This is a genomic window from Streptomyces sp. NPDC018045, assembly GCF_044327445.1.
In the GTDB taxonomy this organism is placed as follows: Bacteria; Actinomycetota; Actinomycetes; order Streptomycetales; family Streptomycetaceae; genus Streptomyces.
Genome location: NZ_JBIRFL010000020.1, coordinates 116819 through 132676, shown reverse-complemented (window position 1 = coordinate 132676; position 15858 = coordinate 116819). Strand labels below are relative to the sequence as shown.

Annotated in this window: 15 protein-coding genes and 1 pseudogene; 12 read left to right on the top strand and 4 right to left on the bottom strand. The window is 71.5% G+C overall.

The genetic code is table 11. The features are described from left to right. The 6 genes and pseudogenes from ACH4EB_RS30285 to corA form a co-directional block, all read left to right on the top strand. Window positions 1-91, top strand: a pseudogene (locus ACH4EB_RS30285) (3-oxoacyl-ACP reductase); the annotation flags it as partial. A 169-nt stretch (window positions 92-260) separates the two neighbouring features. Next, the gene (locus ACH4EB_RS30280) at window positions 261-650 is read left to right on the top strand and encodes a transposase (RefSeq protein ID WP_398351169.1); all 390 of its coding nucleotides are present in this window, start codon (window positions 261-263) and stop codon (window positions 648-650) included. 417 nt (window positions 651-1067) lie between these two features. Then, window positions 1068-1880 (top strand): SDR family NAD(P)-dependent oxidoreductase, encoded by an 813-nt coding sequence (locus ACH4EB_RS30275; RefSeq protein ID WP_398351168.1) that lies wholly within the window; start codon window positions 1068-1070, stop codon window positions 1878-1880. A gap of 173 nt (window positions 1881-2053) precedes the next feature. Further along, window positions 2054-2854 carry a GNAT family N-acetyltransferase gene (locus ACH4EB_RS30270; RefSeq protein WP_398351166.1) on the top strand — a complete coding sequence of 267 codons (801 nt, stop codon included), beginning with the start codon at window positions 2054-2056 and terminating at the stop codon, window positions 2852-2854. 410 nt (window positions 2855-3264) lie between these two features. Beyond that, window positions 3265-4188 (top strand): magnesium and cobalt transport protein CorA, encoded by a 924-nt coding sequence (locus ACH4EB_RS30265; RefSeq protein WP_398351164.1) that lies wholly within the window; start codon window positions 3265-3267, stop codon window positions 4186-4188. Between the two features lie 386 nt (window positions 4189-4574). Beyond that, a complete protein-coding gene (gene corA, locus ACH4EB_RS30260; protein WP_398351162.1) occupies window positions 4575-5720 on the top strand; it encodes a magnesium/cobalt transporter CorA in 1146 nt (381 codons plus the stop codon). A 165-nt stretch (window positions 5721-5885) separates the two neighbouring features. Here corA and ACH4EB_RS30255 read toward each other — a convergent pair whose 3' ends face one another. Then, window positions 5886-7115, bottom strand: coding sequence for a serine hydrolase domain-containing protein (locus ACH4EB_RS30255; RefSeq protein WP_398351160.1), 1230 nt, complete (start codon window positions 7113-7115; stop codon window positions 5886-5888). 267 nt (window positions 7116-7382) lie between these two features. Between ACH4EB_RS30255 and ACH4EB_RS30250 the strand changes: the two genes are divergently transcribed. Continuing rightward, entirely contained in the window at window positions 7383-8120 is a 738-nt protein-coding gene (locus ACH4EB_RS30250; RefSeq protein WP_398351159.1) for a helix-turn-helix domain-containing protein, read from the top strand. A 105-nt stretch (window positions 8121-8225) separates the two neighbouring features. On the opposite strand, the gene ACH4EB_RS30245 is transcribed toward ACH4EB_RS30250, so the two are convergent. Further along, window positions 8226-9752: a carboxylesterase/lipase family protein gene (locus tag ACH4EB_RS30245; protein WP_398351157.1), complete on the bottom strand. Its 1527-nt coding sequence runs from the start codon at window positions 9750-9752 to the stop codon at window positions 8226-8228. 90 nt (window positions 9753-9842) lie between these two features. Here ACH4EB_RS30245 and ACH4EB_RS30240 point away from each other — a divergent pair, with 90 nt between their 5' ends. Further along, the gene (locus ACH4EB_RS30240; RefSeq protein ID WP_398351156.1) at window positions 9843-10469 is read left to right on the top strand and encodes a TetR/AcrR family transcriptional regulator; all 627 of its coding nucleotides are present in this window, start codon (window positions 9843-9845) and stop codon (window positions 10467-10469) included. Beyond that, window positions 10466-11107, top strand: coding sequence for a hypothetical protein (locus ACH4EB_RS30235; protein ID WP_398351155.1), 642 nt, complete (start codon window positions 10466-10468; stop codon window positions 11105-11107). The genes ACH4EB_RS30240 and ACH4EB_RS30235 overlap by 4 nt, the downstream gene beginning before the upstream one ends. Window positions 11108-11220: 113 nt before the next feature. Here ACH4EB_RS30235 and ACH4EB_RS30230 read toward each other — a convergent pair whose 3' ends face one another. After that, window positions 11221-12162: an alpha/beta fold hydrolase gene (locus ACH4EB_RS30230; protein ID WP_398351154.1), complete on the bottom strand. Its 942-nt coding sequence runs from the start codon at window positions 12160-12162 to the stop codon at window positions 11221-11223. Between the two features lie 115 nt (window positions 12163-12277). Here ACH4EB_RS30230 and ACH4EB_RS30225 point away from each other — a divergent pair, with 115 nt between their 5' ends. Beyond that, complete coding sequence (locus tag ACH4EB_RS30225) at window positions 12278-12979, top strand: TetR/AcrR family transcriptional regulator (RefSeq protein ID WP_398351152.1); 702 nt, start codon at window positions 12278-12280, stop codon at window positions 12977-12979. Between the two features lie 330 nt (window positions 12980-13309). Here the strand turns inward: ACH4EB_RS30225 and ACH4EB_RS30220 are convergent, their stop codons facing one another. Beyond that, the gene (locus ACH4EB_RS30220) at window positions 13310-14299 is read right to left on the bottom strand and encodes a helix-turn-helix transcriptional regulator (protein WP_398351151.1); all 990 of its coding nucleotides are present in this window, start codon (window positions 14297-14299) and stop codon (window positions 13310-13312) included. A gap of 457 nt (window positions 14300-14756) precedes the next feature. On the opposite strand from ACH4EB_RS30220, the gene ACH4EB_RS30215 reads away from it, so the two are divergent. Together ACH4EB_RS30215 and ACH4EB_RS30210 are read left to right on the top strand one after the other, a co-directional pair. Continuing rightward, the gene (locus ACH4EB_RS30215) at window positions 14757-14942 is read left to right on the top strand and encodes a hypothetical protein (protein ID WP_398351150.1); all 186 of its coding nucleotides are present in this window, start codon (window positions 14757-14759) and stop codon (window positions 14940-14942) included. Beyond that, a complete protein-coding gene (locus tag ACH4EB_RS30210; protein ID WP_398351148.1) occupies window positions 14939-15832 on the top strand; it encodes an SMP-30/gluconolactonase/LRE family protein in 894 nt (297 codons plus the stop codon). The genes ACH4EB_RS30215 and ACH4EB_RS30210 overlap by 4 nt, the downstream gene beginning before the upstream one ends. The last annotated feature ends 26 nt before the right edge of the window (window positions 15833-15858 follow it).

Genomic DNA, 15858 nt, shown 5'->3' with positions numbered 1-15858 from the left:
GGGTGTCGCCGTGTTCCTCGCCAGCCGGGCAGGCGCATACCTGACAGGCACCGTGATCCCCGTCGACGGCGGCATCGCCACAACCGCGTAGGCCGGCCAGGGTCTGTCTGCGAAAGTCAATCTTGATTGTTGATGATCAGGACCCGTGGGATGTGGGGACCTGATGAGCGGCCAGTGGTCCCGACTTGAGCCGCTGTTGCCGTGGGGCATCAAGTCGGGCCGTCCGCCGGTATGGACGCGGCGACAGTCTGATAGACGGCATGCGGTGGCGGTCCCGGACGGGTGCTCCCTGGCGTGACGTGCCGGAACGCTACGCGCCGTGGGATGGGGTCTATGACCCGTTCCGGCGCTGGCGGCGCGATGGCACCTGGGCTTGGATCGTCACTCAGCTACAGGCCGAGGCGGATGCCAAGGGCCTGATCACCTGGGACGTGAACATCGACTCCGCGGTCTGCCGGGCCCACCGGCACACGGCTGGGGCGGCGAAAAGGGGCATCTCCGGAAAGGAACCGCCCGGCGGGATCACCGTCGAACCGGCCGACCACGGGCTCGGACGCTCCCGGGCGGCCGGACCAGCGAGATCCACCTCGCCGTCGAGCAGGGTCACACAAGCCGCTATCGGTGGTGATCACCGCCGGACAGCGGGGTGATTCGCCTCAGTTCGAGTCGGTCCTGGAAGCGATCTGGGTGCCCCGGCTCGGAGTCGACAGGCCGCGCAAACGGCCGGACCGGGTCCGGGCCGGACGTCAGGAAGGCATCAGGGACCTGCGCTCTCGCTTGCCCCGGGCCCGTCGGCCTTCTTGGATGGTGGGTGTGAACAGCCACCTGCGCCATGACGACCGGCCGCCTCATACGGCGTTGCCCGGCTGCGCGCGCTGTTCGCTGACACCGCGGTAAGCACCGCCTTCCCCGCCGTCGCGGTTGTGCTCGATGCACGGCCGCGACGTTCGTCGGCACCCTTCGCAGCCGTCCGCCGCGTTCCTCGCGCCGTCGGCGGCTGCTCGTACGGCAGGCCCGTCGTACGGCGGTGGCCTGCCCATTCGGCTCATCACCCGGAGTGGATCGCCATGTCTTCACCCCTCCCGCCCACCCTCAGGACCGTGCTGGTCACTGGTGCCACCTCCGGCATCGGCTGGGAGACGGCCCGCCTGCTCGCCGCAAACGGTGACACGGTCGTCGTGCACGCCCCGGACCAGTCCTCCGGGGACGACGCCGTGGCCCGCCTGGTGGCGGCCGGCACCGACACCCTGCGGTTGCGGCTGGTCATCGCGGACTTCTCCCGGCTGGACGAGGTCCGGGCCATGGCCGCCAAAGTCGCCGCCGAGTACCCCGTTCTGGACGTGCTGGTCAACAACGCGGCCGTCGCCGCCCCCGAGCGGCGCACCATGACCATCGACGGCAACGAGGTGTCCCTACAGGTCAACTTCCTGGCCGCCTACCTCCTCACCCGCGAGCTGGCCGGGCCGCTCAGCGCCCGGCCCGGCAGCCGCGTGATCAACGTGTCGTCGTCCATGCACCGTACGGCGTCGATCTCGTGGAACGACCCGCACCGCGCCCGCCGCTACTCGCGGGTGGCTGCCTACGCCCAGTCCCAGCTCGCGCTGACCATCTTCGCCCGGCAGCAGGCACCCTGGACGGCGGTCAGCCTGCACCCCGGGGTGTGTGACACCTCCCTGCTGCCGCTGTACGCACACGAAGGCAGCTCCGCCCGGGAGGGCGCCGAGCGGGTGGTGCGGCTGTGCGACCCGGCGACCGAACTCGTCCCGGGTGCCTACTACGACCGCACCGCCCTTTCCCCGGCCGCACCCGTCGCCCTGGAGGACCGCTCGGTGCGCCGTCTGTGCAAGCTCGCCGACCGACTGGTCGCCCAAGCCGCCTGAATCCCCTCGCCCGGCTCCATAGGGAGGAGTGAAACCCGTGTCCGAACGCGCCCGCAAGAAGCGATTCCGTCGCAAGAAGAACGCCAACCACGGCAGCAAAGCCTGCTGCTGACACCCGTCACCGGTGGGCGGGGCGCGCGCCCCGCCCACCGCCACACACCCCGGAGCGGTCGATGCCGTCCACAGCCCTGCCTGGCCACGCCGTGGCTGACAGCCTGCGGGCCCGGTGGTTTCCCGCCGGCCGCCCGGGCCTGGGAGCCCTGCCCGAACACGCCGCCCTCACCGGCCACGGAAGCTGGTGGACCGACCACCCGCACCACGGCCGGGGCGCTGTGGCCGCCTGTGGCGGACACGCCATCCTGGCCGGAGACCCCCGCGCGATGAGCGCCCGCCTGCTTGCGCCGCTGGACGGTCACTACGTCGTGGCCCCGGACAGGTTCCTGCCCGTCCTCGGCGCCACCTTCGCGCGGATCGTCCCCTGGGAGCGCATGATCTGGGTCCATCACCACCCGGCGCCCGCCGTACGGCCTGCCCCCGGCGTCACCGTCCGCCGCCTGACACCGGCCGACACACCCGCGGTCGTCGGCCTCGGCCCCGCCATGGCATGGATCAGTACGAGCTGGGGCGGCCCCGCCGGGCTCGCCGCCTCGGGCCGCTGCTGGGGGGCTGTGCGCAACAGCCGCCTCCTCGCTCTCGCCGCCCCCCTTTTCACCGGCAGCCGCTACGAGGACATCGCCGTCACCACCGTCCCCGCCGAACGCGGCCGGGGGCTGGCCCACGCCTGCGTACGCGCCCTGTGCGCGCAGATCACCGCCGACGGCCGCACTCCCTCATGGACCTGCTCCCGCGACCACCACCCCAGCCGCCGCCTCGCCGCGAAGTGCGGCTTCCGGCCGGTCCACCACTACGTGCACTACGCGGTCGCGGCGTCAGAGGCCGCCCGCCCCTCCTCACCGGTGGCCGGCTTCGCGTAACCGGCACGGGTTCGGCCTCCTGTTCCGCCGAACCCGGTGCTTTCCGCCGACCGGCACTTTGCTCGGCCCCACCGTGCGGGCGACGATACAAAGCTGGCTGAAACGTGGGTTGTTGGCGGTTCCCTGGTTGCCATGGGGCCTGACGTGTGCCGACCTGGGCCCGTATCTAGGCGCCGGGTCCGGACAGAGCGGGCCGGTGCTTCCTGGAGTGACGTTCCGGCGGCGCCTGGCTGCCTCCGCGTGCCACCATGGCAGGTGTGGTCCGTGCCGCGCGATGGCCGCTCTCGCCTCTCGAAGGGAGCCCCATGGCCTCCACCAGCCCTCCACCACGTCACTCCGCTGCGGTCGTTGACTGCGCCGTGTACACCGACGGCCGTCGGCGCCCCGGTCCGCCGGCACCCGAGCAGGCCATGGAGACCGCCCGCACCGTCCCCGGAAGCTTCGTCTGGGTCGGCCTGCACGCCCCCGCTGCCGGTCGGCTCCACAGCATCGCCGAGGCCTTCGGACTGCATCCGCTCGCCGTCGAAGACGCCCTGCACGCGCACCAGCGCCCCAAGCTGGAACGCTATGGTTCCACCCTTTTTCTCGTACTGAAGACGGTCGCGCGCGGCGCTCCTGGCCGAACGGTACCGGCCGGTGAGCCCGCCGAGTCCGGCGAGTTCCTCATCTTCGCCGGGCCCGGTTTCATCGTCGTCGTGCGCCACGGCTGTGCCCCCGCCCTTGGGGGAGTACGCCGGCATCTGGAGGCCCACCCCCAGCGGCTCGCCCACGGCCCCGCTGCCGTCCTGCATGCCATCGCCGACACCGTCGTCGACCAGTACCTCGACGCCGTGACCTCCTTGGAAGCCGAGACGGAAGACGTCGAGGCCCGTGCCTTCAGTCCCGGCGGCGGCCACGACATCGCCCGCGTCCACCGGCTCAAACGCGAACTGACGGCCCTGCGCCGCATCGCCGTCCCGCTCCTCCAGCCCCTGCGCCGCCTCGCCGAGCGACGTCTGCCCGGCGTGGACAAGGACACCGCCACCTACTTCCGCGACGTCCACGACCACCTGACCCGGGCCACCGAACGCCTCACCGTCCTGACCGAACTCGTCGACACCGCGCTGACCCTGACCCTGACCCACACCGGGCTCCAGCAGAGCACGGACCTGCGCCGCATCAGCGCCGCAGCCGCGCTCATCGCCGTGCCCATCGCCATCTTCGGGATCTACGGCATGAACTTCGGCCATATGCCCGAACTACGCTGGATCCTCGGCTACCCCATGGTGGTCACCGCCACCACGGCCATCTGCGCCTTGATCCACCACGCTTTCCGCCGCAGCGGCTGGCTCTGACCTCCACCTGCCGACACGTGTGCGGAAACGCGCCCGGGAACGTCGACGACCGCCCGGCACCTGCCGACACGCGTGCGGAAACGCGCCCCGGGATGTCGACGACCGCCCCGGTGCCGATGTCTTGCGCCCCGTCCACCAGTACCGCTGCCGCGCCCTGGGCGCGGTTCGCCGAATCCCCGGGGCCTTGGCGGAGCCGGTATACGCTGCCCAGTGGCCCCACCGATACGCAGGAAAGGAAGGTGACGACCGCCGTGCGTGGTGAACCTCCCCATCGCGTGCCGCAGCGCGCCGCCCGAACCACGAGGTAGCAGGCTCTCCGAAGGCAGCGCACGCGGCATTCCGGGCCCCTGCTGCCTTTGCTTCCCGCCCTTCGGAAGGACCCTGCCGTGTCCGAGTCCCGCCGACGCGCCCTGCGCCCCTTCACCAAGCCGGCCAAGCGTCCGGCCTCGTCCCTGCCCCGCGAACACCTCGGGTGCGCGGACCAGCCCGCCACCGTAGCCGCGGGCCGCGGCCGCAGCCTGATCAAAGCCGCGCTGTACGAGGACGGCCGGTGTACCCACACCCTGGAATCCCTCACCGAGACCTTCCGGCAACTGCGGGAGAAGCCCGGCGGCATGGCGTGGATAGGTCTGTACCGGCCCACCCCCGAGGAACTCCACTCCCTCGCCGAAGAATTCGACCTGCACCCCCTGGCCCTGGAAGACGCGCTGGAAGCACACCAACGCCCCAAACTCGAACGCTACGGCCACACCCTCTTCGTCGTCCTGCGCGCGGCCCGCTACCTCGACGACACCGAAGAGGTCGACTTCGGCGAACTGCACCTCTTCGTCGGCCCCGACTTCGTCATCACCGTCCGGCACGGCGCGGCACCCGACCTGCCCGCGGTCCGCCGCCGTATGGAAGCCAGCCCCGAACTCCTCACCCGCGGTCCCGAAGCCGTCCTTTACGCCATCCTCGACGCCGTCGTCGACGGGTATGCCCCCGTCGTGGCCGGCGTCGAGAACGATGTCGAGGAGATCGAAACGGAAGTTTTCGCCAATACGACCGGAGTCTCCCGGCGCATTTATGAACTCTCCCGTGAAGTCGTGGAGTTCCAGCGCGCGACCCGTCCTCTGGCCGGCATCCTCAGCCGCCTCTCCGGCGGCTTCGAGAAATACGGCGTCGGCGAGGAAATGCGCCGCTACCTCCGCGATGTCGCCGACCACGCCACCCACGTCACCGAACGCGTCGACGCACTGCGCCAGGCCCTCCAAGACATCCTCGCCGTCAACGCCACCCTCGTCACGCAGCAGCAGAACGAGGAAATGAAAGCCCTCGCCGAGGCCGGCCATGCCCAGAACGAAGAAATCAAGAAAATCTCCGCCTGGGCGGCCATCCTTTTCGCCCCCACCCTCGTCGGCACCATCTACGGCATGAACTTCACCCACATGCCCGAAATCGACTGGTACCTGGGCTACCCCTTCGCCCTCGCCCTCATGGCCCTCGTCTGCGTCGGCCTGCATGTCGTCTTCAAGCGCCGCGACTGGCTCTGATCCCCGCCGGCGCCCCTGCTGGGACCTGCTCGGGCGCGACGGCAGCGAGGGGCTGCGGGGCGTGGGTTGGGGGACGGGCTTACCGGCGCGCGGGTCTACCAAGTCATGGGCTTACCGGGGCGCGGGCCTGCCAGGACGTGGGCCTACCGAGACGCGCCCCCGGCGTCAGTCGTCGATGGCCTGGTAGAGCGTGGTCCAGAAGTCATGGATGAGCCGCGCCGAATCCGGCGTGGACATCCCGACCTGCGTGAGCAGGATCCCGGTGAGCTGGTGGTCCGGGTCGGCGTACGTCGTGGTGCCGGTTCCGCCGTCCCAGCCGTACTGGCCGATGGGCGCGTAGTCACCGCGGTAAGTGCGCACCGCCATGCCGAAGCCCCAGCCGCCCTGCTGCCCTTGGCCGAAGGACACATGGACGGCGTCGCGGGCCAGGGCGGACCGGGCGGCCTCCTGCTCGGGCGTGAGGCGGTTGGTGGTCATCAGTTGGACGGCGGGCCGGGACAGGATCCGTTCGGTCCCGTGCATGCCGTGGTTCAGCAGCATCCGGAAGTAGGCGTGGTAGTCGTCGACGGTGGAGACCAGCCCGCCGCCGCCCGACTGGAAGGCCGGAGGCGCGCTGTACTGTCCGCCCACCGCCTCGTCCCACACGGTGAACTCCCCGGTCCGCGGGTCGGGGACGTAGCCGGGCGGCAGCCGGTCGATCTTGTCGGCGGGCACGTGGAAGCCGGTGTCCTTCATCCCCAGCGGATCGAGGACGCGTTCCCGCAGGAACGTCTCGAACGGCTGGCCAGTGACTCTTGCGACGAGCACGCCGAGCACGTCGTGGCTGAGGTGGTACTGCCAGTGCTCTCCGGGCTGGCGCATCAGCGGCAGCGTGCCGAGGCGGCGCATCCACTCGTCCGGCTCGGGCAGCGATGCCGCGCCCTGGCTGAAGACGCCCCGCTCGAAGACCGCGTCCATGATCGGGGAGCCCAGCGCCGTCAGATCCACGCCGAGCCCGAACGTGGAGGTCAGCAGGTCCCGTACGGTGATCGGCCGCCGCGCCGGCACGGTGTCGTCCAGCGGGCCGTCGATCCGCTTCAGTACCCGACGGTCGGCGAGTTCGGGCAGCCACGGATCCACCAGGTCGTCCAGCCGCAGCCGGCACTCGTCGAGAAGGACCATCACCGGGGCCATCGTGACGGGCTTGGTGGTCGAAGCCATCCGGAAGAGCGTCTCCCGGCGCATCGGCGCGCCTCCGTCATGGCGCATCGTCCCGAGCGCCTCGACATGCGTCTCATCACCCCGGCTGACCAGGGCGACGAGCCCGGGGATCCTGCCGGACCCGACATGCCGTGCCAGCACGTCGCGCACCCTGTGCAGCCCTGCCTTGGAGAAGCCGCCGTTGCCCGTTCCCATCACAAGTCTCCTTGCCCACAGCGTTTGAGTAACACCGAACGTTCGTGTCGCACGCTACATTGCGTTCACAGTTGGGTCAACGAAAATTGATGGCCAACTCGGCGCTCAATCAGGCCAGAAGGCACCTGTCGTTGCAATGAAGCTGGAGGTGAAGGCAATGGTTGATCGGAGCTTGTATTGCAATGGGCTCTGGGTGAATGCATACTGCGCTGTGGGGGTGCGCCACGCCGGGCCCCGCGCAGGTCGACAGAGGGGAGACGAGCACCGATGCCCGGAGGCAGGCTCACCAGTGAGGACCGTCAGTGCATCGCCACGGGACTGGCCGAGGGGCTTGGGTACGCGGAGATCGGCCGGCGCCTGGGGCGGCCCGCCTCGACCGTCATGCGGGAGGTCGCCCGCAACGGCGGTCCCGACGGTTACGGGGCGAATCGGGCGCACGAGGCCACACGGCAGCGCGCGCGCCGACGCAGGCAGGAGCGGCCTCCGGAGCCGCCGGCCGCCGACAGCGGCCATGGGCGAGACCCCCAGGCGGTCCGGGACTTCACGGAGTCCTTCACCGCACTCGTCGAACAGCAGGGGCTGCCCCGGATGATGGCCAGGGTGCTGGCCTGCCTGCTCACCACCGACTCCGGCACCCTCACCGCCGCCGAGCTGGTCCAGCGGCTGCGCGTCAGCCCGGCGTCCGTCTCGCACGCCGTCACCTTCCTCGAACAGCAGGGCATGCTCCAGCGGGAACGCGTCCCCGGCGGGCGCCGTGAACGCTATGTCATCGATGACGAGGTCTGGATCCGGTCCACCCTCGCAGCTCTGCAGATGAACGAAGCCCTGGTGGACGCCTCGCAGCGCGGAGCCGAGATTCTGGGGGCCACGACCCCGGCCGGTGCCCGCTTCGAGTCCTCCGCCGCATTCCTTCTCCTGGTGAGCGAGTCCCTCCGGCAGGTCATGGACCAGTGGCGGCAGAACGTGGCCACCCGGAGCGCCGGGCCTGACAGTTCTTCGCCGTGAGTGTCCGTGCCTCACGACCGGCCGAGGCCGACGCGGCGCGCTGTGGCGGTGCTGGATCGCCTTGCGGGCTGCGTTTCCGCCGTCCGGCCTCGATCGCGTACCGCCTCACAGGAGGGGTGCGGGATCGCGGTGCGGCGCCTCATCCCCGAGGTCGAAGGGGGCCGGGGCCCGGCCCTCCCAGATCTCGCGGGATACCTGCTCCGGGTAGGGAACGGTCTTCGACTCGGCGTCCAGGACGCGCGTGAGCTGCCGGTCGGGGTCGTAGGCGGCCCACCCGGGAGCGCCGGTGAGGGCGAAGCGGATCCATGCCTGCTGGAGTTCTGCCGACACGGTGAGGGTTTCGGGGGTGGGCTCGTCGCCGAGGAGGCCGCGGCCCGTGGGGCTGTCCAGCGTGCCGAACGCCAGGGGGACGTCGAGGCTGTGGCAGGCGCCCAGGGCTCCGCCGAAGGCCGGGGCGGGCAGGCGCAGCTCGAACAGGAACGAGGTGCCGCCCGCCGCTGCGTTCGCCTGCGCCAGGTGGAGTGAGGGCATGCGGAAGAGGGCGTCGGAGTACACCGTCTCCACCAGTGAGTCCGGGGTGGCCCGCGCGTGGGCGGCCCGGTAGGCGTCGGCGCCGTCCGGTGCCGGGGCGAACAGGTCCAAGGCGTCACGGGCGTCCTGGTCGGTGAAGGTGCCTTGCCGTCCGCTCATGACGCTGAACAGTCGGAACTCGTCGCGCGTATGGCCCACGAAGAGTTCGATTCCGTCCGCGCGGCCGCCGGAGAGCGCGGCCCAGGGCGTTTCGGGGAGGACGTCGCCGTCGACGACCGGGCAGAGGGCGACACCGGTCAGGGAGAGCCTGCCCCACCTCGCGCGGTAGTCGGGAAGGTCGGCGCAGAGCGACGTCAGTGCTGCGGCCAGGCGCCAGGGGTCGGTCGTGCGGAGGGCGGCGGCGGTGGCCGCGGTACCGAGCCGGTCCGCGAGTTCGGCGGTGACCTGCCGCGCCAGGGCGCTGGTGCAGTAACTGCCCGGTACGGAGTGGGCGATGGCCCGCCGGAACAGGCCGCGGGCCGGCTTCATCGTCAGCAAGGTGGCGATCGACCCGGCCCCGGCGGACTGCCCGGCCACGGTCACCCGGTCCGGGTCTCCTCCGAAGGAGGCGATGTTGCGCCGTACCCAGTGCAGCGCCGCGATCTGGTCGAGGAGCCCGCGGTTGGGCGGGGCGCCTTCGAGGAGGGCGAAACCCTCCACGCCCAGCCGGTAGTTGACGCTCACCACGACGAGCCCCGCCTTGGCCGGCGCCGTCGGATCGTAGGCCGGGTCGCTGGAAGCCCCCGCGATGTAGGCGCCTCCGTGGATCCACACCAGTACGGGCAGTCCCGCCGCGCCAGGTTCCGGGGTGCAGACGTTGAGCGTCAGCCAGTCCGTACCTCCCGGCGGGCTCGCGAGGGCCGGGCCGGACTGGGGCGCCACGGGGCCGAACTCCGCGGCCTGCCGGGTCCCGTCCCAGCGCCGGGGCGGGGCGGGGGCGGCGAAGCGTAACGTCCCCACCGGCGGTTGCGCGTAGGGGATGCCGCGGAACACCGCGCACCCCTGCCGTCGGCGCCCCTCCACCACGCCCTCGATGGTGCGCACCCTCGGCTGCTCAGACATGTCGCCGCCTTCCTTCCGCAGGCCGACGAGGTTATCGGCCACCTGTATTATGTCACCTGTATGGTAAAGCTTGTCGGGAGGTAATCGGCGATGCCGAAACAGGTGGATCACCGCGAACGCCGCGAGACGATCGCCCGGGCGCTGTGGCGGGTGGTCGCAGAGCGCGGCGTCGCCCATCTGACCCTGCGCGAGGTCGCGCAAGAGGCGGGCATCTCCCACGGGGCGCTACAGCACTACTTCTCCTCCAGGGAGGAGATGCTCTCCTTCGCCATGGACTTCGCGTCCGAGCAGACCTCCCAGCGGGTCGGCCGGCGTCTCGCGGAGTTCGGTGCCCGGCCGCATCCCCGTGACGTGCTGCGGGTGATGCTGACCGAGATGCTCCCGTTGCACGCCGATGCCCGCGCGACCAGCCGGATGAGCGCCGCCTACGTCCTGGAGGCGCTGCACGACGAGAACGTCCACGCGCGGGCGCGCGGCGGGCTGGTCGAAGGGCGCGCCCTCGTCGAGAAGCTGGTCCGCCAGGCCATCGTCGACGGGCACATCCGCCCCGATCGCGACCCGGTGGCCGAGACCAACCTGCTCCTCGCCCTCACCGGCTTGACCCCCCTCATCGAACTGGACGTCATCACGCCCCGGGAAGCGCTGGCCGCTGTGGACCAGTACCTGGACAGGCTGTTCACCGGCGACGAGGGGAGCGCTGGAGGCAAGGGCGAGTGAGGTACGGCGAGTCCGGCCAGGAGGTGACCGACGTGATCCGCTCGTCCGACGCCCCGGCCTTGCACGGGAAACCCGTGTGCAGAACGGTCAGGTCGGTGGTGCTGCCGACGATCTGCCCGGGACGCAGATGGGGTGAACGGGTGCTCGTGGTGGACCAGGAGCCTGCGGTCCTCGGCGATGGGGACGGGGCCGACGGCCAGGTCGGGCCCGTCGACGGGGCGTTCGGTGACCTTCAGGTGTACCTGGCCGCCGCGGATCGGCCCCAGAGCGTCGGAGAGCTGGATCTCCGGGACCCGGACGGTCGAGCCGGGGTGGCGGACGGCGAGCCCGTCGGCGGCCTTGAGGAACTGGGCCTTTCGTCGAAGTCGAATGCCTGGCTCGTCAGCGGCGCGCAGGAGCTGGCCGTCAACATGCAGAAGGTGGCCGACGCCGCCAAGTCCGAGCACGGTATCGATGCCCGGTTCTCCAACCCCGTCCCGGACTTCGAGGGCAAGGTGATCGGCTCTCCGGAGTCCGTCCACGGCCTGGTCCTGCACGCCGTGGACAGTGACAATCCGATCAAGGACTGGCCGATCCTGAAGGACTTTGGATTGTCGGCGCAGTCGTTCCACCCCAAGATTTCCGGAGCACGCCTGTAAGCGAACTCGCTGGAGCGCACAATGCAGGGCTGGGTCGAGTAATCGGCTTGAGGCGGTCCGCATTCCGGAGGGGCGGGAAGGGCATCCTTCCCGCCCCTCCGCCTGCGTTGTGCTCAGCGTCCGGTGGCCGACCGCGTGGAGGGGCGGCCGGCGGTGTCGGCCAGGGCGCGGATCTCGGTGGTGATCCTGTCCCACGCGGGCTCGGGGAGTTCGTGGCCGACCCGGGGCAGGAGGACCAGACGCGAGCCGGGGACCCGGGAGGCGATCGCCTTGCCCGCCCTGGGCTTGATGAGGGGGTCGTCCTGCCCGTGGAGTACGAGGGTGGGCCGGGCGATGGCGTCGATCTTCGGCCCGTGCCACTGTGCGCCGATCTGGCGGCTCTGTGCCTGCTGGTCCTGCGTGCCGCTGTCGAGGTTGTGCGCGGCGGCGTCCCGGGCGGCCGACTCGTCGAAGGGGCGGTTGGGTGAGGCGAGGAGGCGGCGGACGGCGGCGCCGGCCGCGATGTTGCCCTCGTCGGTGTCGGGGTATCTCAGGCCGGCGAACTTCGCCAGGGTCCGCAGCCGTACGTAGCGCAAGGCCGCCAGGCCCGCGGCATCCGCGGGGACGGCGGCCATGGACGTGAGGGTCCGGACGCGGTCCGGGTGCCGTAGCGCGACGCGCTGTGCGACGGCACCGCCGAGCGAGACACCCAGCAGATGCGCCGACGTCCACCCCAGGGCGTCCATGACCGCGACGGCGTCATCGGCCATGTCCTCGGCGGTGTAGGCGTCTCCGCGCTTCCTGAACAGCGCGGAGACGGGATTGCGGGTGGCGGTGGGCGGCAGGTGGGTCGACTCCCCGCCGTCGCGCTGGTCGTAGCGGGCGACCGCGAAACCGCGTCCCGCCAGCATCCGGCACAGCCCGTCGGGGAACCACTTACGGTTCGCGCCCAGCCCTATGACCAGCAGAAGGGGTTCTCCGTCGGCCCGCTCGGTCCACTGGTCGAAGGCGAGCCGGACCGCGCCGTTGGCGGCCCGGCGGACCGGGCTCCACGAGCCTGGCGGTGACGAGTTCATGAGAACCTCCCGAAACTGCGATCAACGTAACTGCGATCGGCGTTCGCGGTTTAGTGTAGGGGTATGAAGCGGGAATCGGCGAGGCGAGGCCGGAGAGACGAGAGGGGTGCCGGACTTGGCACGGGAACACACGACCGTCTGGGCGCGGCCCGAGCGCGGCACCCGCGGCCCCGCGGCGGTGCACAGCCGCGCGGAGCTGACCGCGGTCGCCGTCGAACTGGCGGACCGGGACGGCTTGGCGGCCGTCTCCACGCGGCAGGTGGCCAAGGCGCTGGGCACCGGCCAGGCATCCCTCTACCGCTACATCTCCAGCCGCGATGACCTGCTCGACCTGATGACGGACGCGGTGGCGGCAGAGGTCGACCTCGACGTCCCGCTCAGCGGTGACCCCGTCGAGGACCTGGTCGCCCTCGCCTCCCGGACCAAACAGGTCCATCTGCGGCACCCCTGGCTGCTCGACGTCCCGCCGGAACCCCTCCGGCTGGGCCCCCGGGGCCTGGACTATCTGGAGTACGCGCTGCGGGCGCTGGCACCCGCGCCACTGCCCGGACGGAGCAAGACGGAGATCGTCGGCCTGATGAACGCCCTCGTCGCCCAGTTCGCCCGTACGGAACTCCGACTGGGCCACGGACCCGCGAGCCGCCAGGCGGCACAAGCCGCCTATCTGAGCGAAGCGGCTGCCCAGGGGACACACCCGCATGTCGCGGCCGCTCTGGCCGAGGGCACCGAAGCAAACCCGGCGCAGGCCCCGCAAGACCTGTTCGAGCGCACGATGCGCCGGGCACTCGCCGGGCTCGTGGCAGGCGCCGCTTCCTGACGGGCGCTTCTGCTCGGTACGCCGCTTCCCGGCGGGCGCCGCACGAGGTGCGCCCGCCCCGGCTGAAGCGCGTCGGTCACCGATCGCGGGGCGAGGAACCTCCGGCCGAACTGCTGTCGTTTCGTGGATCGGTCCGCCCGCCGGGTGTCGTGCTGTGTGCTATCCGCAGGCGGGGCGGTTGCGGAGGATGGACCGACGAACGGCTGCGTGGCGCGACCGTTCACCGTGTGCGCCGGCCCGGACCCCGCTGGTGCGAGTGCGGACGACGGGGGCCGGCCTCTCCAGGCACGGCCGGCCTTCGGCGTTCCGCACCGGCGCCGCCCGGGCACGTCACGGAGCACGCAGGGTCTGTCGGGGAGTGCGGCCGTAGGCGGCGCGGTAGAGGGCGGCGAAGCGGCCTTGGTGGGCGAAGCCCCAGCGGCCGGCTATCGACGTGACCGTGACACCGCCGGCGGGGGAGGCGGCGACGAGATCCTGGTGGGCGTGGGCCAGGCGGACGCGCCGCAGGTAGCCGGTGGGCGTGGTGTCCATGTGGCGGCGGAAAGCGTGCTGCAGGGCCCGTGGACTGACGTGCGCGGCCGCGGCGATCTCCGCCAGGCCGATGTCGGCCTCGGGATGCGACTCGATGAAGGCCACCGCCCGGCGCACCGGCAACGACGCGACGCCGTGTTCGGGGCAGCGGTCCGGGTCGCAGGAGGTCAGCGTGTTGGGGAAGGCGGTGAGGACGGTGGCGGCCAGCAGCCGGGCCGCGCTGGAGACGACCAGCGGCTGAACCTTCGACTCCGGACGGGTCAGAAGATCATCGGCGATGAAGGCCACCGTGTGCTTCCACCGCTGGGCCGAGGCCGCGTCGACCGGGCGCGGGCCGGTGAAGTGCAGCGGCCGGCCCGGCGGGTCCGACACCGCCGTCGCCGCGGTGGCCATGACCTCCGGTGAGAGCAGGACCGTACGGAGCCGGGCCTGCCGGATACGCCCTGACATGGATTCGCCGGGCTGGGCGGCCAGCAGTAGGTCACCGGGGCCGAAACAGTCGCTGTCCGTGCCGAAGGAGTGCTGGAGGATGCCGTCCGTGCCGGTCAGTTGGCTGACGATCAACAGGTGGGACGGGTCGGTGCGGTAAGTGAAGTCGGCTGTCAACTGCATGCCGTCGATGGCGAACGACCCGGCACTGCTGCGATGGTGGATCAACTCGGCGCCCGTGTCGAGCGTGGCGATCCACAGACGAAAGCCGTAGGCGGCGGTCAGGAACTCCCGGCAGGCTTCCGGATCGGTACTGCAGAAGTCGGCCGGACCGGTGGGGGCAGAGATCTCGGCGCTCATGGCACCACACTTCTTCTTCGAGCCCGGCCACAACGGGGAGTCCCCGCGCGGCGAACAAGACAGTGCGCCCGACGAACCGGCGCCACGCATCCCACGGTACTCAGCCCGTACCGTCCGCGAAGCACCTTGCTTGTGTACGTCCCGCACGGGGCGACGATGTCCGAATCCCGGGAGGTGCGGGGCCGGGGGTGCTCGCAGGGTACGTACGCGGCCTGGTGGGCGGTCCTCGGTCGGCGGGAGGGCTGTGGGGACCGGATCCACCCCCTGTCTCCTTCTCCAGTTTCCTTCCATCCACGGGCGAGGGGGCCTCGCGCACGGCCCCGCCCCGTTGTCGGCCGTGACGCCGCACCCTAGGCTCTACCCGGAATACCGGAAAGGCCGGATTGCCGTCATATGGCTGGTATGGCGAACGCCTGGTTGAGCCAGGCGGTTCGGGACGGATGAGGGACGTGAGCGCATGGGACGGATCGTGCCCGCGGCGAACGCGTCGGTGCCGATGAGCCGATGGAGCGAGGAGCGGTGCGCCGAGTTGGCCGGACTGGTCGGGCTTGCCGAGTTGGTCGGACCGGCCGGATTGGTCGGGCCGGCCAGAGAGGGCGCCGGGGAGCTGTCCGTACGGCCCGGCCACCGGGGGCGGCCGTGACCAGGGCCTGGGAGGTGGCCGTCGCCCTGCCGGCCCGGCTCGGCGAGGGGCCCACGTGGGATGCCCGTGCCGGCCGGCTGATCTGGGTGGACATCCTCTCCGCCCGCGTCCACACCCTCGACCCGGCCACCGGCCGCCGCACCGTCCTGGCCACCGAGCAGCACGTCGGCGCGGCCAAGCCGCGCGCCGGGGGCGGGCTGGTGGTCAATCTGCGGGACGGCGTGGGCGCGTACGACGCGGCGGGCGCCTTCTCGTGGCTGTGCCGCGAACCCGTGGCGGGATGCCGGGGCAACGACGCGGCCGTGGCGCCCGACGGAGCGCTGTGGGCGGGCACCATGGCGTACGACGAGACGCCCGGCCGCGGCACGCTGACCAGGATCGCGCCGGACGGCCGCGCCACCCGGGTCCTGTCGGACGTCACGGTGAGCAACGGCACCGGCTGGAGCCCGGACGGCCGGCGGATGTACTACATCGACACCCCCACGCGGCGCGTCGACGTCTTCGACGTCACGGACGAGGGGCTGGTGACCGGCCGCCGTCCCTTCGTGGAGATCGAGGAACCCGCGGACACGGCGGGCTACCCGGACGGGCTGACGGTGGACGCCGACGGCGGGGTGTGGGTGGCGATGTTCGAGGGCGCGCAGGTACGGCACTACAGCGCCGACGGCGGGCTGGAACGGGTCGTACCGATGCCGGTCGGCCGCCCCACGGCCTGCGCGTTCGGCGGTGCCGCGCTCACGGACCTGTACGTCACCACGGCGCGCGGCGGTCCGGGCAGTGCCCCGCTCGGCGGGTCGCTGCTGGTGGTGCCGGACGCCGGGCGGGGGCTGGCGCAGCCCGAGTTCGCCGCGCAGGCGTCCGCGGGTGCGGGAAACGGGCGGGAAAAATGAGGGGCGTACGGGTGGGACGGCCGGGT